At 45.4% G+C, this 23308-nt stretch carries 28 protein-coding genes; 13 read left to right on the forward strand and 15 right to left on the reverse strand.

All coding sequences use genetic code 11. The features are described from left to right. Positions 1–25: 25 nt before the first annotated feature. Entirely contained in the window at positions 26–1126 is a 1101-nt protein-coding gene (locus FD968_RS03305; RefSeq protein ID WP_215367361.1) for an alkene reductase, read from the forward strand. A 56-nt stretch (positions 1127–1182) separates the two neighbouring features. Here FD968_RS03305 and FD968_RS03310 read toward each other — a convergent pair whose 3' ends face one another. The 5 genes from FD968_RS03310 to FD968_RS03330 form a co-directional block, all read right to left on the reverse strand. Continuing rightward, the gene (locus FD968_RS03310) at positions 1183–1359 is read right to left on the reverse strand and encodes a hypothetical protein (protein WP_215367362.1); all 177 of its coding nucleotides are present in this window, start codon (positions 1357–1359) and stop codon (positions 1183–1185) included. An 11-nt stretch (positions 1360–1370) separates the two neighbouring features. After that, on the reverse strand, positions 1371–1913 hold the full coding sequence (locus FD968_RS03315; RefSeq protein WP_215367363.1) for a cytochrome b: 543 nt from the start codon (positions 1911–1913) through the stop codon (positions 1371–1373). 102 nt (positions 1914–2015) lie between these two features. Next, on the reverse strand, positions 2016–2204 hold the full coding sequence (locus tag FD968_RS03320; RefSeq protein ID WP_215367364.1) for a hypothetical protein: 189 nt from the start codon (positions 2202–2204) through the stop codon (positions 2016–2018). Positions 2205–2227: 23 nt separating this feature from the next. After that, the gene (locus tag FD968_RS03325) at positions 2228–2968 is read right to left on the reverse strand and encodes a hypothetical protein (RefSeq protein WP_251367623.1); all 741 of its coding nucleotides are present in this window, start codon (positions 2966–2968) and stop codon (positions 2228–2230) included. A 60-nt stretch (positions 2969–3028) separates the two neighbouring features. Next, positions 3029–4174, reverse strand: a complete 1146-nt coding sequence (locus FD968_RS03330; protein ID WP_215367365.1) for an alpha-hydroxy acid oxidase — start codon at positions 4172–4174, stop codon at positions 3029–3031. Positions 4175–4289: 115 nt separating this feature from the next. Between FD968_RS03330 and FD968_RS03335 the strand changes: the two genes are divergently transcribed. The 4 genes from FD968_RS03335 to FD968_RS03350 all read left to right on the forward strand — a co-directional run bounded on the left by FD968_RS03335 (position 4290) and on the right by FD968_RS03350 (position 9081). Next, a complete protein-coding gene (locus tag FD968_RS03335) occupies positions 4290–5204 on the forward strand; it encodes a DMT family transporter (protein WP_215367366.1) in 915 nt (304 codons plus the stop codon). A gap of 65 nt (positions 5205–5269) precedes the next feature. Then, a complete protein-coding gene (tcuA, locus tag FD968_RS03340) occupies positions 5270–6679 on the forward strand; it encodes an FAD-dependent tricarballylate dehydrogenase TcuA (protein ID WP_215367367.1) in 1410 nt (469 codons plus the stop codon). Beyond that, the gene (gene tcuB, locus FD968_RS03345) at positions 6666–7811 is read left to right on the forward strand and encodes a tricarballylate utilization 4Fe-4S protein TcuB (RefSeq protein WP_215367368.1); all 1146 of its coding nucleotides are present in this window, start codon (positions 6666–6668) and stop codon (positions 7809–7811) included. Before tcuA ends, tcuB begins: the two co-directional genes overlap by 14 nt. Before the next feature lie 121 nt (positions 7812–7932). After that, on the forward strand, positions 7933–9081 hold the full coding sequence (locus FD968_RS03350; protein ID WP_215367369.1) for an aminotransferase class V-fold PLP-dependent enzyme: 1149 nt from the start codon (positions 7933–7935) through the stop codon (positions 9079–9081). 46 nt (positions 9082–9127) lie between these two features. On the opposite strand, the gene FD968_RS03355 is transcribed toward FD968_RS03350, so the two are convergent. Continuing rightward, positions 9128–9757 carry an FABP family protein gene (locus FD968_RS03355; protein WP_215367370.1) on the reverse strand — a complete coding sequence of 210 codons (630 nt, stop codon included), beginning with the start codon at positions 9755–9757 and terminating at the stop codon, positions 9128–9130. 81 nt (positions 9758–9838) lie between these two features. Between FD968_RS03355 and FD968_RS03360 the strand changes: the two genes are divergently transcribed. Further along, on the forward strand, positions 9839–10084 hold the full coding sequence (locus FD968_RS03360; protein ID WP_215367371.1) for a protein tyrosine phosphatase: 246 nt from the start codon (positions 9839–9841) through the stop codon (positions 10082–10084). A gap of 29 nt (positions 10085–10113) precedes the next feature. Here FD968_RS03360 and FD968_RS03365 read toward each other — a convergent pair whose 3' ends face one another. Next, positions 10114–11091 carry a DMT family transporter gene (locus tag FD968_RS03365; protein ID WP_215367372.1) on the reverse strand — a complete coding sequence of 326 codons (978 nt, stop codon included), beginning with the start codon at positions 11089–11091 and terminating at the stop codon, positions 10114–10116. A 6-nt stretch (positions 11092–11097) separates the two neighbouring features. Beyond that, a complete protein-coding gene (locus tag FD968_RS03370; protein WP_215367373.1) occupies positions 11098–11982 on the reverse strand; it encodes an NAD(P)H-hydrate dehydratase in 885 nt (294 codons plus the stop codon). Positions 11983–12046: 64 nt separating this feature from the next. Here FD968_RS03370 and FD968_RS03375 point away from each other — a divergent pair, with 64 nt between their 5' ends. Beyond that, the gene (locus tag FD968_RS03375; protein WP_215367374.1) at positions 12047–13462 is read left to right on the forward strand and encodes an MBL fold metallo-hydrolase RNA specificity domain-containing protein; all 1416 of its coding nucleotides are present in this window, start codon (positions 12047–12049) and stop codon (positions 13460–13462) included. A 9-nt stretch (positions 13463–13471) separates the two neighbouring features. On the opposite strand, the gene FD968_RS03380 is transcribed toward FD968_RS03375, so the two are convergent. Then, on the reverse strand, positions 13472–14209 hold the full coding sequence (locus FD968_RS03380) for an ABC transporter substrate-binding protein (protein WP_215367375.1): 738 nt from the start codon (positions 14207–14209) through the stop codon (positions 13472–13474). Between the two features lie 126 nt (positions 14210–14335). Next, positions 14336–14539, reverse strand: coding sequence for a hypothetical protein (locus FD968_RS03385; protein WP_215367376.1), 204 nt, complete (start codon positions 14537–14539; stop codon positions 14336–14338). A gap of 170 nt (positions 14540–14709) precedes the next feature. Between FD968_RS03385 and FD968_RS03390 the strand changes: the two genes are divergently transcribed. The 3 genes from FD968_RS03390 to FD968_RS03400 are packed head-to-tail and all read left to right on the forward strand — an operon-like array spanning position 14710 to position 17354. Then, positions 14710–15567 carry an LOG family protein gene (locus FD968_RS03390; RefSeq protein WP_215367377.1) on the forward strand — a complete coding sequence of 286 codons (858 nt, stop codon included), beginning with the start codon at positions 14710–14712 and terminating at the stop codon, positions 15565–15567. Positions 15568–15620: 53 nt separating this feature from the next. Continuing rightward, positions 15621–16133, forward strand: coding sequence for a hypothetical protein (locus FD968_RS03395; protein ID WP_215367378.1), 513 nt, complete (start codon positions 15621–15623; stop codon positions 16131–16133). A 3-nt stretch (positions 16134–16136) separates the two neighbouring features. Next, positions 16137–17354 carry an NAD(P)/FAD-dependent oxidoreductase gene (locus FD968_RS03400; protein ID WP_215367379.1) on the forward strand — a complete coding sequence of 406 codons (1218 nt, stop codon included), beginning with the start codon at positions 16137–16139 and terminating at the stop codon, positions 17352–17354. Positions 17355–17380: 26 nt separating this feature from the next. Here the strand turns inward: FD968_RS03400 and FD968_RS03405 are convergent, their stop codons facing one another. After that, on the reverse strand, positions 17381–18139 hold the full coding sequence (locus FD968_RS03405; RefSeq protein ID WP_215367380.1) for a TerC family protein: 759 nt from the start codon (positions 18137–18139) through the stop codon (positions 17381–17383). 51 nt (positions 18140–18190) lie between these two features. On the opposite strand from FD968_RS03405, the gene FD968_RS03410 reads away from it, so the two are divergent. Then, positions 18191–19180 carry a tripartite tricarboxylate transporter substrate binding protein gene (locus tag FD968_RS03410; RefSeq protein WP_251367624.1) on the forward strand — a complete coding sequence of 330 codons (990 nt, stop codon included), beginning with the start codon at positions 18191–18193 and terminating at the stop codon, positions 19178–19180. A gap of 2 nt (positions 19181–19182) precedes the next feature. Here the strand turns inward: FD968_RS03410 and FD968_RS03415 are convergent, their stop codons facing one another. Then, positions 19183–19572, reverse strand: a complete 390-nt coding sequence (locus tag FD968_RS03415) for a group II truncated hemoglobin (protein ID WP_215367381.1) — start codon at positions 19570–19572, stop codon at positions 19183–19185. Positions 19573–19689: 117 nt separating this feature from the next. Between FD968_RS03415 and FD968_RS03420 the strand changes: the two genes are divergently transcribed. Further along, the gene (locus FD968_RS03420; protein WP_215367382.1) at positions 19690–20217 is read left to right on the forward strand and encodes a phasin family protein; all 528 of its coding nucleotides are present in this window, start codon (positions 19690–19692) and stop codon (positions 20215–20217) included. Between the two features lie 48 nt (positions 20218–20265). Here FD968_RS03420 and FD968_RS03425 read toward each other — a convergent pair whose 3' ends face one another. Together FD968_RS03425 and FD968_RS03430 are read right to left on the reverse strand one after the other, a co-directional pair. Next, positions 20266–20487, reverse strand: a complete 222-nt coding sequence (locus FD968_RS03425) for a TIGR02450 family Trp-rich protein (RefSeq protein WP_215367383.1) — start codon at positions 20485–20487, stop codon at positions 20266–20268. Between the two features lie 12 nt (positions 20488–20499). Continuing rightward, positions 20500–20811 (reverse strand): hypothetical protein, encoded by a 312-nt coding sequence (locus FD968_RS03430; protein WP_215367384.1) that lies wholly within the window; start codon positions 20809–20811, stop codon positions 20500–20502. 104 nt (positions 20812–20915) lie between these two features. Here FD968_RS03430 and FD968_RS03435 point away from each other — a divergent pair, with 104 nt between their 5' ends. Further along, a complete protein-coding gene (locus tag FD968_RS03435) occupies positions 20916–21698 on the forward strand; it encodes a fumarylacetoacetate hydrolase family protein (RefSeq protein WP_215367385.1) in 783 nt (260 codons plus the stop codon). 5 nt (positions 21699–21703) lie between these two features. Here FD968_RS03435 and FD968_RS03440 read toward each other — a convergent pair whose 3' ends face one another. Next, complete coding sequence (locus FD968_RS03440) at positions 21704–23293, reverse strand: rhodanese homology domain-containing protein (RefSeq protein WP_215367386.1); 1590 nt, start codon at positions 23291–23293, stop codon at positions 21704–21706. Between the last annotated feature and the right edge of the window lie 15 nt (positions 23294–23308).

Genomic DNA, 23308 nt, shown 5'->3' on the forward strand with positions numbered 1-23308 from the left:
TCATTATTAATACAGAAAGTCATGAATGTCCGGTAAAGAAATTATGTTCACCCCAGTAAAGCTGGGTTCTATCCAATTAAAAAATCGTTTGGTGATGGCGCCGCTCACAAGGATGCGCGCAATAGCAGGAGATGTTCCCAATCCTTTGGCTAAGATCTACTACGCGCAGCGTGCTAGTGCAGGCCTCATCATTACAGAAGCAACCCAAATTTCTCCTTTGGGAATGGGCTACCCAGCAACGCCTGGGATCTATTCGCCAGAGCAAACGGCAGCTTGGAAAGAGATTGTGGATGCTGTGCATGCTAAAGGTGGCTCTATCGTGGCGCAGTTATGGCACGTAGGTCGCATTTCTCATTCGTCATTACACCCAGAGCAGGGTGTGCCAGAGGCTCCCTCTGCGATTGCTGCATCTGGTCAGACCTACGGCGCTGATTGGCAGTTGCATGATTACGAAACCCCTAAAGCGATGACGCTAGACGATATCGCGCGCCTTTTAAAAGAATATGAGGCTGCCGCCAAGAATGCTAAAGCAGCGGGTTTTGATGGGATTGAGATTCATTCGGCAAATGGCTATTTATTGGATCAATTCTTGCAAGATAAAACCAACCAGCGTAGCGATCAATATGGTGGCTCAATCGAAAATCGTTTGCGTTTGTTGGGCGAAGTGATTGATGCGGTAAGCAAAGTATTCCCAAGCGATAAAGTTGGCGTTCGTCTATCTCCTTACGGTACTTTTAACGATATGGCTGATAGTGATCCAGTTGCATTGTTTACTGCTGCAATTCAGAAGTTAAATGGCTATAACTTGGCCTATGTGCATATGATTGAGCCTCGTGCAACAAGTGCTGGCGGTGGTGATCAAGTGAATGAGGATGCGCCAGTAACTTCAGAGCTTTTCCGTAAAGCATATCAAGGTAAATTTATTACCGCCGGTGGATATGATCAAGCAATGGGTGAGAAGGTATTAGAAGAGGGCTTGGCTGATGCAGTCGCTTATGGCCGAATCTATATTTCTAATCCAGATTTAGCTGAACGCTTCCAACAAAACGCTCCACTCAATCCTTATAACCGCGCTACTTTCTACGGCGGTCAAGAAGTGGGTTATATCGATTACCCAACACTCTAGCCCAATGATGGCAAGAGGCTGAGCAGGATAATAAACCCCGCCTAAACAAGCGGGGTTTATTTTTTGTCTTCAGGATCTTTAAGAAGATCGTAATGATTAGCGACTAGTAATAAGGCTAGCGAGGCGCAACCCATGGCAAAGAATTGCCATTGATGCAGCATGGCCGTACCTACTACGGTCATTAATACTGTCCAACCTACCGCCATCTTGGCTTTTTTAGAGAGTGGTTTCATCTTTAAAATCCTTAAGCGTGCGCTTTAACTTTATTCAACATACGACGAAGTGTATCGTCCTTAATGATGTAATGTTGCCATAAGCCTGCTAAAGCATGAATACCAATGAGGAAGTAAAGTGAGTTCCCTAAAAATTCATGAATGCCTTCTACGAATTTTTTCATCTCAGGATTGGGTGTCACTAGCTGAGGCCATACCAATCCAAAGAAATGGATTTCTTTACCGCCATACTGAAAATACAGGATACCAAAGACCGGGGATATTAAGAGCAGGGCATACATGAGCCAATGCATGGCTTTGGCTAAAGAGGTAAATATCTGTTTTGGGTTTGTTGGCGTAGGTACACCATAAACAAAACGGAACATTAGGCGAAAAGCCATTGCTAAAAAAATGAGCTGCCCAAAGACACCATGAATTGATTTACAGAGGTCGCGTGCCTCACTACCCTTGGGAAATTGCCCCTTGAGTTCAATAGTAATAAAGGCTGCAATGACCAGTAAAAATACAAACCAATGTAGGAAGATAGAAATGGGGTGATAGCGAGTTTTCGACATTCTAGGGCTCTAATAGGTATAGATTCATCATAAATGATAATGAATCTCATTAACAATAACAAGCCTAGGGGTAATTTCCCCTCATTTCAGGGGGCAAGGGGGTTAATTGAGTCGAACTTTGGCGCTCAATTCGCTCGCTGAGCCTCTTTTATCCAGCTGGGATAGACGGAGGGCCTCAACTTCAAAATCTAGTTGACCTGGATGAAATTCATCATCATTTTGAAGGTGTATGACGTAAGTCCAAACCAATTCCCGTCCACGGTTCTTAAACACATCAACAACACGTTTCATAATTGCCGCCTATTTGGAAAAACTTAGTTGTTGGTGGAAGATGGATTTGATAAGACCATCTTAGGGTTGATATTTTGTTTGAGGGTAATGAGGTTACGTGGCTCAATACGAATCACACCACCTCTTGGACTATCAATATCTGCAATTAGAAAGAAGGACACAGAAGTCACGAAGGGGAAGATCATGAAGAGTCCTACATTCTTATTAAAATTGCGCGCGCCAAAGCCTACCAAGATATTTGCGCACAAAGCAATTGCTGCCATGAGTGCCCAGGCGGGATAGGGAATGCGATTCCACCAAGCAGCTTGAACATAGCCTTGGGCATTTAATACATCATTCATGCCTGATACGACCAGCGCCATGGTGGGTGTAGGTTGGGTGCGTGCTACTGGGAGTACTTCATTCCAGAGAGCATTTTGAAGTTCGTCAGTCTTCTGATGAATCTCTTGAATCTTTTCCTTACTTTGTCTTGAGTAGAACAAAATGCGCTGATCTAGATATTGATTGAGAAGGTCTTTGGTTCTCGCTGACACATTGCTAGGTAAAAGATCTGCTCTAAGGTATTCAGTGCCGATCGCGTTAGCTTCGCCTTCCTCAAGAGTCTCTCGATTGTCATGACGATCAATTGCCATCGAGAAAGTAAAGCCAATAATCAGTGCTAGTAAGGTCAGTGTGGCTGTTTGAATAACGCCAAGGTCTTCAGAGGTTTCTGTGTCTTTGGTGCGATAGCGACTTAATACCGCATTGCCAAACCATACAGACAAGCAAAAACACAGGAATGAAATTCCAAAAACTAAAACGGGGTGATTAAGGAGGTAAGAAATTTAAAAAGTTCCCGGATACAAGATATCTTTAGTTACGTTTTGAATGTCACGATGACCAGTAAAAGCCATGGTGATATCTAGCTCATTGTGGATCAATTCAAGACATTTGGTAACGCCAGCCTCACCCATGGCACCTAAGCCATACAGAAATGGTCGACCAATCATGGTGCCGCGTGCGCCTAACGCCCAAGCTTTTAAAACATCTTGACCAGAGCGTATGCCGCCATCCATCCATACTTCAATATCGTTACCAACAGCATCCACGATCCCGGGTAATGCCTTGATGCTGGAAATTGCACCATCGAGTTGACGGCCGCCATGGTTGGAAACAATTAATGCATCAGCGCCAGAGTTCGCTGCTAAACGTGCATCTTCTTCATCCAAGATACCTTTGATGATGAGTTTGCCGCCCCAGAGTTTTTTAATCCACTCCACATCACCCCAGTTCAGACCTGGATCAAATTGCTCCGCAGTCCAGGAGGAGAGAGAGGACATATTGCCAACACCAGTAGCATGACCGACGATGTTGCGGAACGTTCTACGAGGCGTCATCGCCATACCCAAGCACCAGCGTGGCTTAGTTGCCATATTGATCATATTGGCGATCGTGAGCTTAGGTGGAGCGGAGAGACCATTCTTCAAGTCTTTATGGCGCTGACCCAAAATCTGTAAATCGAGAGTTAATACCAATGCAGAGCATTTAGCTGCTTTGGCACGTTCAATCAGGCGCTCAATAAAGCCACGATCTTTCATCACATACAGTTGAAACCAAAATGGTTTAGTGGTGCGCTCTGCAACATCCTCAATTGAGCAGATACTCATGGTGGATAAACAGAAAGGAACACCAAACTTTTCAGCAGCCTTAGCCGCCAGAATTTCACCATCAGCATGTTGCATACCAGTTAAACCAGTTGGTGCCAGTGCAACTGGCATGGCTACTTCTTGACCTATCATGGTTGTCTTGGTGGTGCGGTTGGTCATATTGACCGCTACACGTTGACGTAACTTAATCTTCTGAAAATCGGATTCATTAGCGCGGTAGGTAGATTCAGTCCAAGAACCTGAGTCTGCATAGTCATAAAACATCTTGGGGGTGCGTTTTTGGTGAAGAACCCGCAAGTCTTCGATATTGGTGATGATTGGCACGGTGAATCCTTATCTAATTAAGCTATATCTTAGCAATACCGAGGATTTGTTTCTACAATGCTAGGGTAACCCTATCTAGGGGGTCTTGAATGGACGCCCGCTTCCCAAAGATTAAATGCCTAAACTGAATCTTGCCACTGTTGCTTACTTATTGATCGCAACCTCCCTTTGGGCTGGCAATGCAATCGCTGGGCGTTTGTTGGTGGGTAGCGTTTCACCCATTACATTAAGTGCGGTTCGCTGGGGTTTGGCGGCTTTACTATTATTTCCGCTCGGCTGGAGAGTCTTTATGCCGGGTAGTGCCTTGTGGCAAAACAAGAAACGCTTTTTGCTTCTAGGCTTGTTTGGCGTTGGCAGCTATAACGTTCTCCTATATTTAGCTCTGCAAACATCAACGGCCATCAATGTCACCTTAATTGGTGCCAGCATGCCGATTTGGATGCTGTTGATCGGTGCAGTGTTTTACCAAACCAAGCCAAATGTTCTGCAGTTGATCGGCGCCATCATTTCTCTGCTAGGGGTTGTAATTGTGATGACCCGAGGGGAGATTGACACATTACTCTCGATGGAGTTGGTAATTGGTGATTTATTGATTATGTTGGCAACCATATTGTGGGCTTTCTATAGTTGGATGCTCAGTCGCCCAGGTTCTAGCAATGAGCGTCAATGGCCTTGGGCAGATTTCTTGATGGCTCAAGTAATGGTGGGCCTCTTATGGACTGGATTTTTTGATGGCTTTGAAATTGCAATGGGCCATGCTTACCTGGATCTCAATCTGTGGACTGGCTCCTTAATCCTATTTGTTGCTATTGGACCTTCGCTGATCGCCTACCGTTGTTGGGGTATGGGTGTGAATGGTGCTGGGCCTACAGTGGCTGCCTTCTTTGCAAACTTTATTCCACTCTTTACGGCCATCTTGTCTGCAGCAATGTTGGGGGAGCCTCCACAGTTATTTCATGGGATAGCTTTTACCTTAATTGTGGCTGGGATTTGGGTATCCTCCAGCCAAGGGCGATCCGCTAATGTTTGATCTGCATCTGGGTAAAAAAGCTGAAAAAACAGTAAAGTATTTTCTTTTCTATCGAACGCTGAGCCATGGTTGACGTATTGGTGATTGGTGGCGGCAATGCCGCTCTATGCGCTGCCCTCATGGCCAGGGAAGCGGGCGCTAGCGTGTTACTTCTAGAAGCCGCCCCTAAGGTGTGGCGTGGTGGTAACTCCTCTCACACTCGTAATTTACGAGCAATGCATGATGGACCTCAGGATGTTCTCTTGGGCACCTATTCCGAAGATGAGTATTGGGATGATTTACTCAAGGTCACTGGTGGACTCACTAATGAAAGCCTTGCTCGTCTAGTTATTCGATCATCATCAACTTGTCGCTCCTGGATGATGCGACACGGAGTCCATTTTCAAGCGCCACTATCTGGCACTTTACATCTTTCTCGCACGAATGCATTCTTCATGGGTGGTGGTAAAGCTCTAGTGAATGCCTATTACCGCAGCGCTGAAAAATTGGGTGTACAGGTTCGCTATGAAGCTCCCGTAAATTCCATTGAAATGAAAGATGGAAAATTTATAGCTGCTTATATAGGTGACGAACGCATTGAAGCAAAAGCTTGTGTACTTGCTGCTGGAGGTTTTGAGTCTAATTTAGATTGGCTCAAAGAAGCTTGGGGTAAAAATGAGTTAGGTGAATACCCAGCAGATAACTTTTTGATTCGAGGCACCCGATTCAATATGGGAACTTTACTCAGGCACATGATTGATTCAGGCGCTGACTCGATCGGGGATCCCACTCAGGCACATATGGTTGCGATTGATGCCCGCGCCCCCTTATATGACGGTGGCATTTGCACCAGGATCGATTGTGTATCCCTTGGCGTGATGGTCAATAAAAACGCTAAACGTTTCTATGATGAAGGTGAAGATTTTTGGCCTAAGCGTTATGCCATCTGGGGTAGGCTAGTAGCTCAACAGCCAGGTCAGACTGCCTATTCGATTATTGACTCAAAAGCCTTAGGCCGTTTTATGCCTCCTGTTTTTGATGGTGAGCAGGCTGATACCTTAGAAGAGTTGGCCGACAAGTTACATCTAGATCGAGCTACTTTTCTGAAAACTATTCATGATTTCAATGCGGCCTGTGTTGAAGGCACCTTTGACCACACAGCCTTGGATGATTGTCATACCGTCAATCTTGTGCCACCGAAAACCCATTGGGCTAGAAGAATTGATATTGGCCCGTTTTACGCTTATGCAGTTAAACCAGGCATTACCTTTACCTATTTAGGATTAAAGACAGATCAGGATGCAGCGGTGTATTTCAATGACAAGCCTAGTGACAACTTATTTGTTGCTGGAGAGATGATGGCGGGCAATGTTCTTGGTAAGGGATATACCGCTGGCATCGGCATGACTATTGGCACGGTCTTTGGCCGTATTGCTGGAGTCAGTGCTGCTAGAGCTGCCATTCAACATCGGGAGCTAGTTGATGCAAAAGCTTGAGTCCCTCATACAAGAGGCATCCGCATTGAGCAATGCCGCTGCCGAGCAAGAGGTTGCCCGCATTATGCAGATCTGTAACGCCTGTCGTTATTGCGAAGGTTTTTGTGCAGTGTTTCCGGCAATGACTCGGCGTATTGACTTTGCTTCAGCCGATGTCCATTACCTTGCGAACCTATGTCATAACTGCGGCGCCTGCTTGCATGCTTGCCAATATGCTCCGCCTCATGATTTCGGGGTCAATGTACCAATGGCTATGGCTCGTGTTCGCCAAGAAACCTATATGCATTTTGCTTGGCCACAGATGATGGGTGAGCTATATAAGACAAACGGCTTAGCAGTTGCTTTAGGTGCCTCAGTTTCAATAATGGCATTTTTGTTGCTGGCGCTTGCCCTCAATGGCAGATTTTTTGGTGGTGTTTTAGAAGGTAACTTCTATGCTGTGTTCCCACATAACACCCTAGTGTGGATATTTGGAAGCGTATTTACCTTTGCGGTACTGTCCTTAGCAATTGGAGTGACCCGTTTTTGGCGACAAATTTCATCAGGCAAAGCTTCTGGTGCAGCAGTCGCTGAAGCAACGCATGACGTTCTGACAATGAAGTACTTGGGCGGTGGACATGGCGAGGGTTGTAATAACGCTGATGACGCTTTCTCTTTATGGCGCAAACGTTTTCACCATTTCACTTTTTATGGCTTCATGCTTTGCTTTGCTGCAACGAGTGTGGCAACGGTGTATCACTATTTCTTGGGGCTGCATGCGCCATATGCTGTTGATAGCTTGCCAGTGATTTTAGGTACGCTTGGCGGAGTAGGGTTAGTGATCGGTCCGATAGGTTTGCTCTATTTAAATATTCAAAGAGACCCAATGCATGGTGATGAAAGTCAGAAACCGATGGATAGAGCATTTATTGTGCTGCTCTTACTGATTAGTATTTCTGGTCTTGGTCTATTAATCTATCGAGATACGGTTGCGATGTCGATCTGGTTAGTCGTTCACCTAGGCTTTGTGATGGGGCTATTCTTGACGATGCCTTATGGTAAGTTTGCTCATGGAATATACCGCGCTGCAGCATTACTGAAAAATGCTGTTGAGAAGCGTCAAAAAAATACCCTCCAGTTGGGCTCCGACTAACTAATGAGCTTTATAGCCCCTGGAATGGGGTATATGTCCAAGAGATTCATCTGGGGCATACCTAAGTCCCCCTAAATCAGTATCATTTAGGGCTAATCACAGAAATCCTTAGGAAATTACTATGCCAGGCTTACTTCCCAATGTTGATCCAGATGGATTATTAGAGTTCTCAGTTGTTTACACCGACCGCTCTTTGAATCATATGTCTGAAGAATTCAAACGCGTGATGGTTGATATCTCCAGCGTTCTGAAGGATGCATATAACGCTAGCTCTGCAGTGATCGTTCCCGGTAGTGGTACTTTTGGCATGGAAGCGGTTGCTCGCCAATTTGCCAATAAGCAAAAGTGTTTAGTTTTGCGTAATGGCTGGTTTAGCTATCGCTGGACTCAAATTTTTGACCTAGACCATATCTCTGACGATGTCACTGTGATTAAAGGTCGTCAATTAGAAAATTCTGCGCAAGGTGTATTTGCACCAGCACCGATTGAAGAGGTTGTAGCTTTCATTAAAAAAGAAAAGCCTGGAGTGGTATTTGCTCCTCACGTTGAAACCTCCGCTGGAATTATTTTGCCGGATGATTACATCAAGGCAATTGGTGAGGCAGTGCGCTCTGTAAATGGTATTTTTGTTTTGGACTGCATCGCCTCTGGTGCAATGTGGGTCGACATGAAAGCATGTGAAGTAGATGTGCTGATTTCTGCGCCACAAAAAGGTTGGAGTAGTTCACCATGCTGTGCTTTGATTGCCCTAGGTGAGAGAGCTCGCAAACATATTGATTCAACTCAGAGCAGTAGCTTTTCGATGGACCTAAAAAAGTGGCTGCAAATCATGGAGGCATATGAAAAAGGTGGACATGTGTATCACACCACCATGCCTACCGATGCGCTTAAGATCTTGCGTAATGTCATGAAAGAAACTCAATCACTTGGCTTTGCTACCCTTAAAGCAAAACAAGTCGAGCTCGGCACTAAGGTGCGTGCATTGCTGGCTTCAAAAGGTTACCCTTCAGTTGCAGCAAAGGGCTATGAGGCTCCAGGTGTTGTAGTGAGCTATACCAAGGATCCAGATATTCAATCTGGCAAGAAATTTATTGCTCTTGGACTACAAACTGCTGCTGGCGTACCACTGCAGTGTGACGAAAGACCAGACTTCCGCACCTTCCGTCTAGGCTTATTTGGTTTGGAAAAATGGAACAACGTAGATCGTACAGTGGGTCATTTAGCCGCTGCACTTGAAAAAATTACCGAGGCAGAAGCCCAGCCTGCGTAATTTAGTTTTAGCAAAGTAAAAGGCCATCCGATGATGGCCTTTTTTATTAGCGAGCAAGGGGATTGGGTGTTGCTTCACCAATTTTATGAAGCGTATTGTTATCAATATGATGGAATAGCTCTGCCTGATCTTTGATTTTCAAGACAGTGTCTTGTTCGTATGACCAAGTCCCATCGTCATGCATGCTTACTTCGATTCGAAACTCAACTGTTCTAAAAGCGTAGTCCAAAAATGGATTAGAGGAGATGCCGGCACAACGATCATCTTCTTTGGCGAGTAATTCAAATTGCCGCGCATCCGAAGTAGACCTGCCCGTAGCCATCGTAATCATGCCACGCGGAATGGAGAGGGTGTGGATGATATTACCGGTTGCAGACTCCCACAACCAATAACCAACTTGATCATGATAGGTTTTGACTTGGTCTGGCTTGGTGATATGAGTGTGATATCTCAGGCCATAGAAGAGTTGGGGCCCATTGGTTTGGGGGTCAATAGGTTGGAGTTCGATACGCTCTACAAAAGCTTGCTTACGCGGTCCATCTGCTTTGGGTTTGACATCTAGACCGCGAATGCCTTCCCAAATTCCTGCCATCCCTGTGAGTGGGCCAAGATTATTGAGGGTATCCACGGAGTACCCTTGAGGTTCGGTAAAGATATCGCTAGGGAAAGCATTCATGGAGCACCTTCTAAAAATGAATCATTTATCTCAGATTTTTGAGTATTATTAAATTATCCACAAACCTTCTTGGAGAGTTGCATGATTTCTCATTTCACCCGCATCAGTTTGATAGCCCTTGTATCAGCAGCAATTGGTTTATCGCCAATTAGTGTGATGGCAGCAGATCCTGCACCAGCCGCTGCTCCAGCACCAGCCGATCAGGCTGCCGCTAAAACTGCAAAGAAACAAGCGAAAAAAGAAAAGAAAGCTGAGAAAAAATCCAAGAAGAAGTCTAAGAAAAAAGCAAAAGCCGCTTCACCAGCAGCAGCGCCAGCAGCTCAATAATTTTAAATAGGTTGAAGACCCCTTACCCCTTAGTTAAGGGGTTCGACCTCATCAAAGTCACCCGATTTTTTAGAATCCGGTGACTTTTTTCTTGGGGCATCGTTGCGCACCAATAACCACATCGCAGCAATTACGAGGGTCATGCCGCCAATTTGCATCCAGGTAATGGGTTCTGATAAAACAAAATAACCTAAGAAAATAGTGGAGACTGGCCCTAAGATGCCAGCTTGTGCAACCAGCGGCGAGCCAATGCGATTGATGGCAATCATGATTAATAGCATCGGAATGACTGTGCATAAACTCGCATTGAGCAGGCTGAGCCAATAGACTTGCGTGGTCTGCTCAAAAACAGCGCTGGGGTTATACAGCGTAGATTGAATGATGCTGAGTACCGCTGAGGCTGAACTGGCATAGACCACTAGGCGCACGCTACCAATACGTTTAACCATCTCTCCAGAGCCAATCATGTAGACGGCATAGCTACACGCACTACCAAAGACTAACAGCATGCCAAGCCAAGCATGAATACCAGTCGAGCTAGCATCTTGAATAAATACTGCGAAGACGCCGAGGTATCCCACGACAAGGGCATACCACTGTAATCGTGAAATACTTTTATTGAGGGCAAAGTATGAAATGAGTAGAACAATAGTTGGGGTGAGATAGAGAACAATGCGCTCTAATCCAACTGAGATATATTGCAATCCCAAGAAATCAATATAGCTCGACAAAAAATATCCCAAGAAACCAAGGAAGAATAATTTGCCACGATCAAGCCAGGTGATAGGGTTCATCGGTTTTCTGCGGGACTCCCACCAGTAGACACTCCAGAAAAGGGGCAGTGCCATCAACATGCGCAAGGCCAATAGAGTTTCAGCATTAGCGCCATAGCCAAAGGCTAGTTTGACTAAAACCGCTTTGCCAGAAAAGAGCATTGCGCCGATGCCTGCCATCAGAATGCCGTAGAGGTAACGCCGGTGTTGATGTGCTGCGCTAGAGGATTGCATACCGTTTTATAACAGCTTATTGAGGAGGCTTCTCATCTCGAGAATGGTCTCAGAAGGGGTTAGTCCAATTGGGCCAACACCTTTTTGGACTAGGCTATCTGCAGCGCAAGCATGGAGTTGAACGGCAATGCAACTAGAGTCCCAAAGATCCAAGCTGTGACGTACGCCTTGTGCGGCAATGGCTGTAATGCTGCCAGTCAACACATCACCCATGCCACCTGTTCCCATGCCGGGATTGCCTGCTTCGCATTGCACCGCAGAGTGTTGGAGTCCTGCTATTAATGTATGTTGGCCTTTGAGCACAATAATTGACCCAGTGAGTTCAATTAATTGATGTAACGAATGCAAACGGTCTGCTTGAATCAGCTCAGTTGAGGACTTCAACAGCTTGGCTGCTTCACCTGGATGTGGTGTGAGTACGCTTTGATTAGGAAATTCTTGATTGCGTTTCTGTAATGCCTTCAATAACTCCTCTGAATCTGCAATGAGATTTAGCGCATCCGCATCTAGTACTAATGGAATCTTGGGGTAAGCAAGACAGGCTTTAAGCCATTCAATCGCCAAGGCAGAATTACCAAGACCGGGTCCAATGGCAATCACATCTGGCTGAGTTTGATGTAATGCCTCCCTAGCTTGATGATTTGCCAAGCGAATCATTAGCTCAGGATGCTCCTTATCTGCATGAGCAGAGGCTAGATCAAGAATTTCTAAAATAGTCCAGCCAGCACCGAGATGGAGGCAGGCATTACCGGCAAGCAGAAGAGCGCCAGCCATTCCTGGTGCACCACCAATCAACAATGCTTTGCCAGCATTGCCCTTGTGCTCGGCAGGCTCACGCTTTAGGCGGCTCACTAAGTTAAAAGTATCTAGCTTGATAGGTAACGAAGTCATCACAATAGTATCGCTCTGAATTGATGGAGCTTGAAGTCATTTTAAGAGAGAGTATGCTGAGAGTATGAAGATTCAATTTCTAGGTGCTGCAGGTGAGGTGACCGGATCACGACATGCGGTAGAGGTGAGTTTGGCTGGAAGAGTCCGACATTTCATGGTGGATTATGGAATGTTTCAAGGTGGTCGCGAGGCTACTAATAAGAACCTTGAGCCACTCCCTATCAATCCTAAGGACTTGGAGTTTGTCGTGCTCACGCATGCCCATATAGATCATAGTGGGCTCTTGCCACGTCTATGCGCTCAAGGATTTACGGGTCCGATTTATTGCACTAAAGCAAGCTATGAACTGCTCAAGATTCTGTTGCCTGATAGTGCACATTTACAGTTCGCCGATCTTGAGCGCGCAGAACGCAAAGTAAAACAAGGTAAGTGGCATGGCGAGATGCCAGTCGCGCTCTATTCCAAAGAAGAAGTAGAGATGACCTTGGCTCAATTTGAGCCCTTAAACTATGACCAGATTCTTGAGCTTGCCCCTGGACTGACATTGGAATTTCGTAATGCTGGCCACATTCTGGGATCTGCTATTGCGGTCATAGATATTCAAGAAGATGGTGCCCAGAAAAAGCGCTGTGTATTTTCTGGGGATATTGGCATGAAGGGAAAAGTGCTGATGCCTGATCCCGATCTCATTGCGCAAGCGGACGTCATTGTGGTCGAGTCTACTTACGGAGATCGCTTACACCGTAGCCTTAGTGATACAGAGGATGAGCTTGTCGAAGTGATTGGTACGACGATGAGTGGACAGGGCAATGTCGTTATTCCTGCATTTGCCGTAGGCCGCACACAAGAAATTATTTTCTTGCTCATTGACTTAGTGAGAAGGGGGCGTTTACCGCATTTAGCCATCTGGGTTGACTCGCCTATGGCAACTGCAGCGACGCATTTAACGGAGCGCTACTTTGCACAATTAGATTCTCAAACTCAATCCACTTTTGACTGGTATAAAAATAATCCTGGCGCTGTTGATTTGCGCTTTATCGCAGATGTTGAGGAGTCTAAGGCGCTCAATAAAATTAAGGGTGGCGCGATTATTATTTCTGCCAGTGGAATGTGTGATGCTGGCAGAATTGTTCATCACTTAGCCAATAATTTACCTCGCGCACAAAATGCCATCATCATTACTGGCTTTCAGGCCTACGGAAGTCTAGGTAGGCGTCTTGTAGATAAGGTTCAAAAAGTAAGGTTGTTTGGTGAAGATGTGCCAGTCAAGGCTTCAGTTCACACAATTGGTGGTCTATCAGCTCATGCAGATCAGGCCGGCCTCCTAGATTGGTTGAGGGGATTTAAAACACCCCCTAAGACCGTCTTTGTGGTTCATGGAGAACCAGAATCTGCCGCCGTGTTTGCAGAATGTATCCGCGAAGATCTTGGCTGGAATAATGTGATTATTCCTGAGCGCCTGCATACCTACGACTGCTAGTGAGCTAGCTTACTCGGCGACCTTTGCACCCTCGATTTTGTGACGCAGCATTGCCTGCGCCACAAAGCCAGATTGCTTTAATTGGGTAATTACGTCACTTAAATATGCAGTCGTTTGTTCGTACTGAGGTCTTGCTTTTGGAATGCCAATCGCTTGATTGATTACCATAAAGCGCCCTGGCAACATCCGCAATCCATCATATCGTTTGGCATCACCCTCTAACTGTTGCTTCACACCAGCAGCAACATTGCCTTTGCCAGACATGAAATCATCTATTACTGCTTGAGAACTTGCTGCTCTCAATAGGGTGGCATGTTTGATTTCTCGGGTGAGGTAGAGATCATAGGCGCTACCTTTGCCAACGACGATTTCGTTACCAGTCACATCAACCTGCTCATTATTTTGAATAGGGGAGCTCGCTTTCACCATGTAAGCGCCTTCAATCTGGATATACGCTGGCGTATAGCTGATATCAGCACCTCTGACGGGATCGATCGCCACAAACACCAAATCAATTTCACCCGTCTTAACGGCATCAACTGTGTTGCCCGCACTTTTAAATGGAATGAGTTTCACGGGTAGACCAATGCGCTTGCCAATCTCGTTAGCAATATCAATCGTGACACCCTGCGGTTGATGGGTGATGGGATCTTCATTTGCCAAAACGGGGTTACCTAAATTAATGCCAACGCGTAGTGTGCCTGTTGGCGCAAAAGAAGAGAGTACGGCAGGATCAATCGTTTTCATGGAGCGAGAAGGTTGGCTATAACTGGGTAGTGAAATACACAGTATTACGAGACAGAGTAGAATTTTCTTCATTGATTGAGGATAAAAAAACCGCGGCGAGCCGCGGTTTCATGTGCTAATGAAGAATTACTTCTTCGCGTCAGCCGCAGGGGCTGCTGCTGGTGCAGCTGGAGCTGCTGCAGGGGCATCTTTCTTGGCTTCTTCAACATGAGTTGCTTCAGCGCCATGCTTTTCACCGCCCATATCAATGTTGCCGTCGCCCTTGAGGAGTAAGTAGGCTGTGGCACCAACTAATACTAGTACCATAATGATGATTGAACGGTTGCTCATGGGTTTTCCTTCAGTTTTGTTGAAATTAGACCAATATTAACCCTACTTATGTCCCCAGTAAATCCTCGCAAGCCCTAGTGCCCAATTCTTCTACTAAAACTAGGTATTAATACTGAGTGCTTTGGTATTAAGGGTAAGATGAAAACAAATAGATGTTTTAAGGTCGCAAGATGAGCCCCAAGCTCCCCATTAATAACGCTCAGACAATCACTGAGTTTCTGAGTCTTCATAAAAGCCAAATGGCTGAAGAAGATTCAGTCGATTCCTATAAGTTTGCTTTTGATGACGAGGCGTTTTTATCTCGTCGAGAAACGATTGGTATTCGTTTTGAATTGGAATTGCTCAAACCCGAGATTCTTTTAAAAGAACACGGTATCGATCACACAATTACCGTGTTTGGTTCTACTCGCTTTGTGAGTCGCGAGCGCGCAGAAATATTGGTAAAAGATGCCAAGACACAAGTAGAGAAAGAGGCTGCCAAGAAGGCATTGCACCATAGTCAGTATTACGAGTCAGCCAGAGAGTTCGGTACTTTGGTAGCTAACTACAACGCCACCCAAAAACTGGCTTCCAATAAATTGCATATTTGCACTGGTGGTGGACCGGGAATTATGGAGGCAGCCAATCGCGGTGCATTTGAGGGGGGCGATCAAACGATTGGTTTCAATATCAGCTTGCCAAGAGAGCAGCACCCCAATCCTTACATTAGCCCAGGTTTAAGTTTTCGCTTCCATTACTTTGCATTGCGTAAGATGCATTTCATGTTGCGAGCAAGAGCAATCGTTGCCTACCCAGGGGGCTTTGGATCTTTTGATGAGCTATTTGAAGTTCTGACTTTAATCCAAACCAAGAAGGTGGTTGGTATTCCGGTCATCTTGGTAGGTAAAGACTTTTGGAATGAGATGGTGAACTTCAAAGAGATGGTGCAGTTTGGGGTGATCGATGATGCAGATATGAAAGCGATCCATTTTGTAGAGACCGCCCAGGAAGCCTGGAAGATCATTTTGGACTGGTATCAATTAGCCTAAGTCTAAGCCTCGTATGTCAAAGTAAAATAGCCTAAAGACTATTAAAGCGAGTTATGAACCCTGCACAAACCAGTATTGCTACAGCCTTAGACCTGCCTGGATATCTTTTGGGTGGGGTCATGCTATTGGTAGTAATGGTATTTCATGGGGTTTTATTGCTGCAGATAGCTAAGCGTTATGAAGTCAAAACCTTTCTCTATTTGGCTGAGAAAAAATATTCTTCAGTAGCGGCCTGTTTTTACATCAGCGTCTTTTGTTTATTTCTCACGCACATTGCAGAAATCCTCATTTGGGGCGTTGCACTATTTGCATTCAAGTTAATTCCTGGTTTGGGTCAGAGCATTTTATTTAGTGGCAGCACCTATACTGCAATGGGCTTTATGGAAGATATTCTTCCGCAGGGCTGGAAAATGCTAGCAATCATTATTGCTTTTTCAGGCATGTTCTCTTTTGCATGGACTGCCTCAGTGATGATTTCGATGACCAAAAATTTCCGGCAGGCCTACACTAAGCTTCATATGAAAAAACTCAATATCTCTTCTGAGATTATTGATCGTTTTGAGTAAGTCATGAGTAAAGCTTGGGATGCCATCGTCATTGGTGGCGGAGCGGCTGGCCTCTTTTGTGCTGGTGTAGCTGGCCAGCTCGGTAAAAAGGTTCTAGTATTGGATCATGCTCCGATTCTCGGAGAGAAGATTCGGATTAGTGGTGGAGGGCGGTGCAACTTTACCAATATGCATAGCAGTCCAGCAAATTTTCTATCCCTTAATCCGCATTTTGTAAAGAGTGCATTAGCAAGATACCCCTCAAAAGAATTTATTAAACTCGTGAGTGCCCATGGCATTAACTATCACGAGAAGCATCAAGGGCAATTATTTTGTGATGACTCTGCTAAGCAAATTATTGACATGCTCTTTGCTGAGTGCGCTAAAGGTAAAGTCACGATACGCAATCCAGTCTCAGTGCAGACGATTACACAAGAGGGTACACATTGGACAATTCATACTAGCGAAGGGATTGAGAAAACCCAATCCGTGGTGATGGCGACTGGTGGATTACCAGTGCCTGCTATCGGTGCAACTGCCTATTCTCTTGATATTGCAAAACAGTTTGGCTTGGAGGTGGTTGATCCTCGTCCCGCGCTTGTACCGCTGTCATTTACTGCTGAGACCTTTGGCAATCTGAATGAACTAGCAGGCTTGAGTGTTCCCGTGCGCATCGCGTCTGGCTCTAAAGGGCATCGCTATGGCGCTTGCCGCTTTAACGAAGATCTCTTGCTGACCCATAAAGGCTTATCTGGCCCTGCAGTCCTCCAAGCCAGTAGTTATTGGGTTGAAGGTGAGCCCATTCATATTGATTGGTTAGGTGCGATTGAACTTCCTGGCGGCTTTAACTGTGATGAATTATTTAACAATGAAGACAATCGCCTCAAGTTAACTGAAACGATACTAGCCTCTGTTCTCCCTCAACGTTTAGCCAAAGCTTTTGCGGAACAAAAAAATCTCATGGGGCGCAAATGGGCGGAAGTATCTAAGAAAGATCGTCAAGCCCTCAAAGAGCTCATTACAAATTGGACTGTAAAACCTGCTGGAACCTTGGGGTGGAAAAAAGCCGAGGTAATGCTAGGCGGTGTAAATACAAAAGAGTTGGATGGTCAAACCATGATGTCACGCAAACATCCCAGCCTATATTTCATTGGAGAGTGCGTAGATGTTACTGGGCATTTGGGCGGCCATAATTTTCAATGGGCCTGGGCCAGCGGTTATGCCTGCGCTCAAGCCTTATAAATCAGGCTGATATAACTTCAAGTGTTTTATTGATGTTTCTTCTTTTCACGTGAGCGAATATTTAATAGCTCTACCGTGAGAGAAAAAGCCATCGCGACATAAACGTATCCTTTAGGGATGTGGACACCCATGCCTTCTGCAATCAGGACCACGCCTACTACCGTTAAGAAGGAGAGGGCCAATACCTTAATGGAAGGATGGCGCTGAACAAAGTCACCAATCGGCTTTGCTGCAATGAGCATGATCAAAATGGAAGCGATTACAGCAGCGATCATGACGCTAATCTGATCCACCATACCTACGGCAGTAATCACGCTATCAAGCGAGAAGATAATATCGAGTAAGCCGATCTGAATCACAGAGCCAATAAATAAAGAAGGAATGGATTTCTTGATGGCTTCATTATTTGTGCTCTCCATCTGCGCCTCGTGCTCACCTACCTCTACCTCAACATAAATTTCTTTTGAGGCTTTCCAGATTAAAAAGAATCCACCGAGTAGCAAGATGAGATCTCGGCCGCTAATCGCATGCTCTAAAAAAGTGAAGAGTGGGGTAGTTAAACCCATGACCCATGACAAACTGAGCAATAACAAGATACGGGTAGCTAAGGCGAAAAATAAACCAAAGCGGCGTACTTTCTCCCGAATTTCTATTGGTAGTCGGTTAGCAATGACGCTAATAAAAATGATGTTGTCTATGCCGAGAACTATTTCTAGGGCAGACAGTGTTAAAAAAGCGATCCAAGCATTTGGGTCGCTTAATAATTGCAAGCTACTTTCGATCATGGGATATTTCGACGAGATGACATTAAGGTAAAGTGTATCTAAGTTAGACAAATGAACCCATATATGTTTAAGCCCGCACAAACTATCAGGATATTGTTATTGAGTATTGCCCTAGGACTCTCTTCTGGAGTGGTGTGGGCAGCCTATCCTGATAAGCCCATCAAGATCATTATTGGATTTCCGGCGGGAGGTCCTTTAGACGCGCATATACGACTACTGAGCGATAAGTTGCAATCTGTACTAGGGCAGCCAGTCATTGTGGATTACAAAGCGGGTGCGGGTGGTGCCGTTGGTGCGCAATTTGTCATGCAATCACCAGCAGATGGCTATACCGTTCTATTAGCAAACACCGGAACAATGGTGATTAATCCAGCGATTTACACAAAGTCCCCATACGACACTTTAAAAGATTTTCAGCCAATTGCCAGAACTGCACAGCAACCACTTGCGTTGATTGTAAATAAAGATGTCAGTGCAAATACCTTAAAAGAATTTGTGGCATATGCCAAAGCTAATCCTGGAAAGCTGAATTATGGTTCAGCAGGTAATGGTGGGATTTCTCATTTAGTCCCAGAGATGCTTAAAAGTGAGACGGGAATATTTATGGTGCACATACCTTTCAAAGGGAGCGCCCCAGCATTTACTGACTTAATAGCTGGGCATGTGCAATTTATGGCAGAGTCCGTACCTCAAGCAGCTAACTATGCCAAGCAAGGCAAAGTGAAAGCGCTGGCTGTCACCAGTGCAAAGCGAAACCCTGCTTTACCGAATACGCCGACCGTGCTGGAAACGGGAGTTGCTAACCTCGAGGTGGTGGGCTTTTATGGGATTCTTGCGCCTAAAGGTACGCCACCAGATGTCACCAATAAATTGAGTCAAGCATTTAAAGAAACTTTAGAGTCACCCGAGATTCAGAAAAAAATGATTGAACAGGGCGCTGACCCTGCTTATCTCAATGCCGATCAATTCACTAAGTACCTGACTGCAGAAATGCCACGTTGGGCTAAAGCCGTAAAACAAGCGGGTGCCAAGCTTGACTGAAATTAGTTAGGCTGATTTCTCATCCAGTCTGCAGTATTAAAGAGAGATTCTTCAAGCTGCTTGGCGATGCTGCCCTCAATACCGCACTCTTCAAGTGCGCGGTACATGCAAGCAAGCCATTGGTTGCGCTCTTGTAGACCAATCTTAAAAGGTAAGTGGCGAGCACGCAGCATAGGGTGTCCATATTTAGGCGAGTAAACATCGGGTCCACCCATCCAGCCAGTGAGGAAGAATTTGAGTTTCTCGCGGGAGGTCGCCAGATCTTGAGGATGCATCGCTCGTAGCTCAGCAAACTGAGGTTCTAGCGCCATAAGGTCGTAGAAACGGTCTACCAATTCATCGACTTTGTCGATGCCCCCAATAGCCTCGTAAATGCTTTGTCTTGACGTCATATTGTCATTTTAATGCCTTAAATTAGTGGGATATTGGCGGTAATTGGCAGTAGGCTAATTTCGGTATAGAGTGGAAGTAAGAGATTTGTCTAACCCCTAATGGATAGGAGCTTAAAAATGGATGCAAAAGATTTGCAAAAGTGGCAACGTGAAAAAGCAAAAGAGCTTTTCGACTACTCGCACACCTTGTTAGAGGCTGCGAAGAAGTTGAGTGATCACCATATGGCTGAAATTGAGTGGGGCATGAAGAATGCCTTGGATAGCGCTAAATCTGCCGCTAAAAATGATTTAGCGAAGTTGAAGGATTTGCAAGAAGAAGCAGCGAAAGAAGCAGCTAAACGTGCTGCCGCTTATCAAAAGAAGGTTAAGTCAGTTCTAAAGGATTTGGGCGAAGGTGCTGCTGATGAAACTGAAAAGCATCTGGAAAAAGTTCGCAGTTCTTTAGTCAGTTGGCTTGAGGACGCCGAAAATAAATTGCCAGCACATGCTGATAAGTTATCTAAGGTAGTGCATGAGATGTCCACAACTGGTCAGAACATGTTTAAAGAAGGTCGCCGCATTGTGAATCAGGTTGCTGAGACGGCAGAAAAAAATATTGATGATATGGTGAAGAAAACTTCGGGAAGCAAAAAGAAGGGCGAATGAGTGAAATCGTCCTCTACGAAAACCGCCTTGCAGTACTGAGGCGGTTTTTTATTTCCAGCCTTGTAGCCAAAGCTCGCTATTGGTGAGATCACGCCAAGCAATCAGAGTAGTTTTCTTGCTATAAACGGCCTCGATCTCTACGAACTCGATCACTTCATTTGGTGACTCGGGAAGAATAACCTTGCTAACTAGAAAATGTTTCTGCTTTGCAATGGGTTTTACAGCAGTCCATTTAGTGAGTAGTAATTTCTTAGGGCTGAGCTTATTCATGGACTCTATGACTTATAAAGCAGTGCACTGATACTCTTGCCCATTCATAACTAGCGCTCCAGAAGAGGGTGTGAATACTATTCCGGATTGACTGGTTTGAGCGGGGCATTTTTGATCAAAATAACTTTGATTGCCAAGACTGCCGCAGAAATCGAACTTAGCTCCCTGAAATTCCATTTGCGCCTTGCGCAGAACCATGGAGATTTTAGTTTCGCTTGCTGAACGGCAGTTCCAAGTGGTGTAAGTATCCCTTTCGCATCCACCCAGGATTGACAATGCGCTTAACAAAAGGGCGATAGGCAGGACTTTATTGCATGGGTTCATGAGGCTTAGCTTACCCTGATTTATGACTTCATTCACGCTTTAAATTAGTATTAAGATTAGCAAATCGATTGGATAGCGGAGACAAAATGAATTCCAGTAAAAATATGAGCCGTCGTAAGGCCCTCAAACTTAGTCTTGGCGCAGCTGCTTTAACATCAGCCACCGTTTCAGGCCAGAGCCAGGCGGCCACTATGAAGACGCCTTTTGTAGTTGGACAAACTTATATCCCCATTGCTGGAAGCGCAGAAGAATTTCCGGTAAGACGAATTTATTGCATCGGTAGAAATTATGCAGCTCATGCTAGAGAGATGGGTTCTGACCCGACTCGTGAGCCACCATTCTTTTTTCAAAAGCCGACGGACGCAATTCAATTTGTAGCGCCTAACAAAATTGTGGATCATCCGTACCCGACACTGACCAAAAACTATCACTATGAAGTTGAGCTGGTAGCTGCGATTGGTAAAGGTGGAAAAAATATTCCTGTCGAAAAAGCGCTAGAGCACGTCTATGGTTATGCACTAGGCTTGGATATGACCAGACGAGATCTGCAGCGTTTTATGGGCGACCAGAAAAAGCCTTGGGAGATTGGTAAGTCTTTTGATCACTCCGCGCCTATCGGGCCGATTTTTCCTGTAGCCCAAATTGGGCATTTTCCAAATGGAAAAATTGCACTCTCTGTCAATGGTGTGACTAAGCAAAGTGCTGACCTGAGTCAAATGATTTGGTCCGTAGCGGAGCAGATAGCAAAGTTATCTGAGGCTAATGAACTCTTCCCTGGGGACATTATTTATTCAGGTACTCCTGAAAATGTCGGTCCAGTCGTGAAGGGTGATGTTATCCGCTGCACGATTGACCGACTCCCTGATCTTGTGATCAAGGTAGTTTAGAAAGATTAAAGAACCCAGAAGTGATGGGTTCCGTCTTTGCCCAGTTGTTCCACTAAGCCAAACTCCCAATCGAGGTAGGCCTGCATTGCTGCAGGATCTACACTCGTGCCTTCATAGGGGCGTTTATAGCGATCCAATGGAGGGGATGCTAGATGGCTAGGGCCTTTCTCTAGTGCTAAGCCAGCATTACTCCAGGCAGCATTACCGCCTTCAAGAACGAATACTTCTGCCTTAATCAGCGCTTGGAATTCTTGCGCAATAAATACGCTTAACTCTGCAGGGGAGCTAGTGAGTACATAGCGATCCACCTGAGGAATGTTTTGAATAGCATCTTTTAATTGAGAGCGTAGGGCATACCAACTGCCTGGAATATGACCTTTCACATAATTGGCATGTGTACTGAAATCCACTGCAATCGTATTGCTATCTGACTTCAGCCAGTTCGATAGGGTGATGGCATCAACACTATCTACTGAGGGAAGACTTGGTAAGGGTGCTTTCCATGCACCTTGCTCCGCGAGGTCTGCAGATTTGATGCCATCAAGAACATAAACGTCCCAAGCCATTTGTGCCAACCAGGATGCTGGCATATTGGCTCGGACGCTGCCACCGCTCGGGTCAACTAAGACAATCCTTGCACCACGAACTGGTGCAACCATTTCTGTTTCTTGAACGAGTTGGCCACCAGGTACTGAGCGAAATCCTGATAGATGACCAGCTTCATACTCTTCTGGGGTGCGCGTATCAAAAAAGTAAGTCGTGCGCTCGCTCTGTGACTTCCATTTGCTGACATCGGCTAGCGTTGCCCGTTTCACGCCTGCGCGATCGGCAACACTACGTGCTCTTTGTGCCGCTTCGCTGGTTGTGTCTTCACTCACGTCTTTAAATTTACGGGTTTGACCTTTATCCAACTCCTGTCCTGCCAGGGTCCAGCCAATCGTGCCATTACGTAAGGCGTTAACCTCATTAGGGATGCCAGCATTAATCAGAGATTGTGTGCCAATGATGCTGCGAGTTCTACCAGCACAATTTACAATCACTTTGGTTTTGGGGTTGGGAGCCAGTTCTGGTAAACGCAGAACTAACTCAGCGCCAGGAACACTAATTCCAGTCGGAATACTCATCGTGTTGTATTCATCAAAGCGACGGACATCCACTACGACAACATCTTCTTTGTTATCAATCAGCTGTTTTACTTCCTGCGCCGATAGGGATGGAGTATGACGCTTCGATTCCACTAGCTCTCCAAAAGACTTGCTAGGTACGTTGACATCCTTAAATACTTCGCCGCCTGCAGCCTTCCATCCTTGGACGCCACCCTCAAAAACAGATACATCGCTAAAGCCTAAAGAGATTAAGCGCTCGGCTGCTAATCCAGCATAACCTTCGCCATCATCCAACGTCACAATCGGAGTATTTTTCTTTGGAAGTTTTGCGTAAGCGTCTATCTCAATACGAGAGAGGGGAAGGTTGGCAGCAAACAGAGGATGCTCACGTGCATGAGGATCTTCTTCGCGAACATCTAAAAGAGCAATTTCTTCTTTATTTAAAAGTTTATTGCGTACAAAGGAATAATTTTTTGTAGAAATGCTCATGCTGTCTCTATCTAG

The organism is Polynucleobacter sp. AP-Titi-500A-B4 (genome assembly GCF_018688095.1).
In the GTDB taxonomy this organism is placed as follows: Bacteria; Pseudomonadota; Gammaproteobacteria; order Burkholderiales; family Burkholderiaceae; genus Polynucleobacter.

Excerpts from the sequence above, each read along its gene's own strand:
- FD968_RS03395 (WP_215367378.1), top strand. The coding sequence starts at position 15,621 with ATGAACCCTGCACAAACCAGTATTGCTACAGCCTTAGACCTGCCTGGA.
- FD968_RS03305 (WP_215367361.1), top strand. The coding sequence starts at position 26 with ATGTCCGGTAAAGAAATTATGTTCACCCCAGTAAAGCTGGGTTCTATC.
- FD968_RS03350 (WP_215367369.1), top strand. The coding sequence starts at position 7,933 with ATGCCAGGCTTACTTCCCAATGTTGATCCAGATGGATTATTAGAGTTC.
- FD968_RS03315 (WP_215367363.1), bottom strand. The coding sequence starts at position 1,913 with ATGTCGAAAACTCGCTATCACCCCATTTCTATCTTCCTACATTGGTTT.
- FD968_RS03390 (WP_215367377.1), top strand. The coding sequence starts at position 14,710 with ATGAGCCCCAAGCTCCCCATTAATAACGCTCAGACAATCACTGAGTTT.
- FD968_RS03385 (WP_215367376.1), bottom strand. The coding sequence starts at position 14,539 with ATGAGCAACCGTTCAATCATCATTATGGTACTAGTATTAGTTGGTGCC.
- FD968_RS03400 (WP_215367379.1), top strand. The coding sequence starts at position 16,137 with ATGAGTAAAGCTTGGGATGCCATCGTCATTGGTGGCGGAGCGGCTGGC.
- tcuB (WP_215367368.1), top strand. The coding sequence starts at position 6,666 with ATGCAAAAGCTTGAGTCCCTCATACAAGAGGCATCCGCATTGAGCAAT.
- FD968_RS03370 (WP_215367373.1), bottom strand. The coding sequence starts at position 11,982 with ATGACTTCGTTACCTATCAAGCTAGATACTTTTAACTTAGTGAGCCGC.
- FD968_RS03360 (WP_215367371.1), top strand. The coding sequence starts at position 9,839 with ATGATTTCTCATTTCACCCGCATCAGTTTGATAGCCCTTGTATCAGCA.
- FD968_RS03355 (WP_215367370.1), bottom strand. The coding sequence starts at position 9,757 with ATGAATGCTTTCCCTAGCGATATCTTTACCGAACCTCAAGGGTACTCC.
- FD968_RS03435 (WP_215367385.1), top strand. The coding sequence starts at position 20,916 with ATGAGCCGTCGTAAGGCCCTCAAACTTAGTCTTGGCGCAGCTGCTTTA.
- tcuA (WP_215367367.1), top strand. The coding sequence starts at position 5,270 with ATGGTTGACGTATTGGTGATTGGTGGCGGCAATGCCGCTCTATGCGCT.
- FD968_RS03405 (WP_215367380.1), bottom strand. The coding sequence starts at position 18,139 with ATGATCGAAAGTAGCTTGCAATTATTAAGCGACCCAAATGCTTGGATC.
- FD968_RS03410 (WP_251367624.1), top strand. The coding sequence starts at position 18,191 with ATGAACCCATATATGTTTAAGCCCGCACAAACTATCAGGATATTGTTA.
- FD968_RS03320 (WP_215367364.1), bottom strand. The coding sequence starts at position 2,204 with ATGAAACGTGTTGTTGATGTGTTTAAGAACCGTGGACGGGAATTGGTT.
- FD968_RS03380 (WP_215367375.1), bottom strand. The coding sequence starts at position 14,209 with ATGAAAACGATTGATCCTGCCGTACTCTCTTCTTTTGCGCCAACAGGC.
- FD968_RS03375 (WP_215367374.1), top strand. The coding sequence starts at position 12,047 with ATGAAGATTCAATTTCTAGGTGCTGCAGGTGAGGTGACCGGATCACGA.
- FD968_RS03440 (WP_215367386.1), bottom strand. The coding sequence starts at position 23,293 with ATGAGCATTTCTACAAAAAATTATTCCTTTGTACGCAATAAACTTTTA.
- FD968_RS03425 (WP_215367383.1), bottom strand. The coding sequence starts at position 20,487 with ATGAATAAGCTCAGCCCTAAGAAATTACTACTCACTAAATGGACTGCT.
- FD968_RS03430 (WP_215367384.1), bottom strand. The coding sequence starts at position 20,811 with ATGAACCCATGCAATAAAGTCCTGCCTATCGCCCTTTTGTTAAGCGCA.
- FD968_RS03415 (WP_215367381.1), bottom strand. The coding sequence starts at position 19,572 with ATGACGTCAAGACAAAGCATTTACGAGGCTATTGGGGGCATCGACAAA.
- FD968_RS03335 (WP_215367366.1), top strand. The coding sequence starts at position 4,290 with ATGCCTAAACTGAATCTTGCCACTGTTGCTTACTTATTGATCGCAACC.
- FD968_RS03420 (WP_215367382.1), top strand. The coding sequence starts at position 19,690 with ATGGATGCAAAAGATTTGCAAAAGTGGCAACGTGAAAAAGCAAAAGAG.
- FD968_RS03365 (WP_215367372.1), bottom strand. The coding sequence starts at position 11,091 with ATGCAATCCTCTAGCGCAGCACATCAACACCGGCGTTACCTCTACGGC.
- FD968_RS03310 (WP_215367362.1), bottom strand. The coding sequence starts at position 1,359 with ATGAAACCACTCTCTAAAAAAGCCAAGATGGCGGTAGGTTGGACAGTA.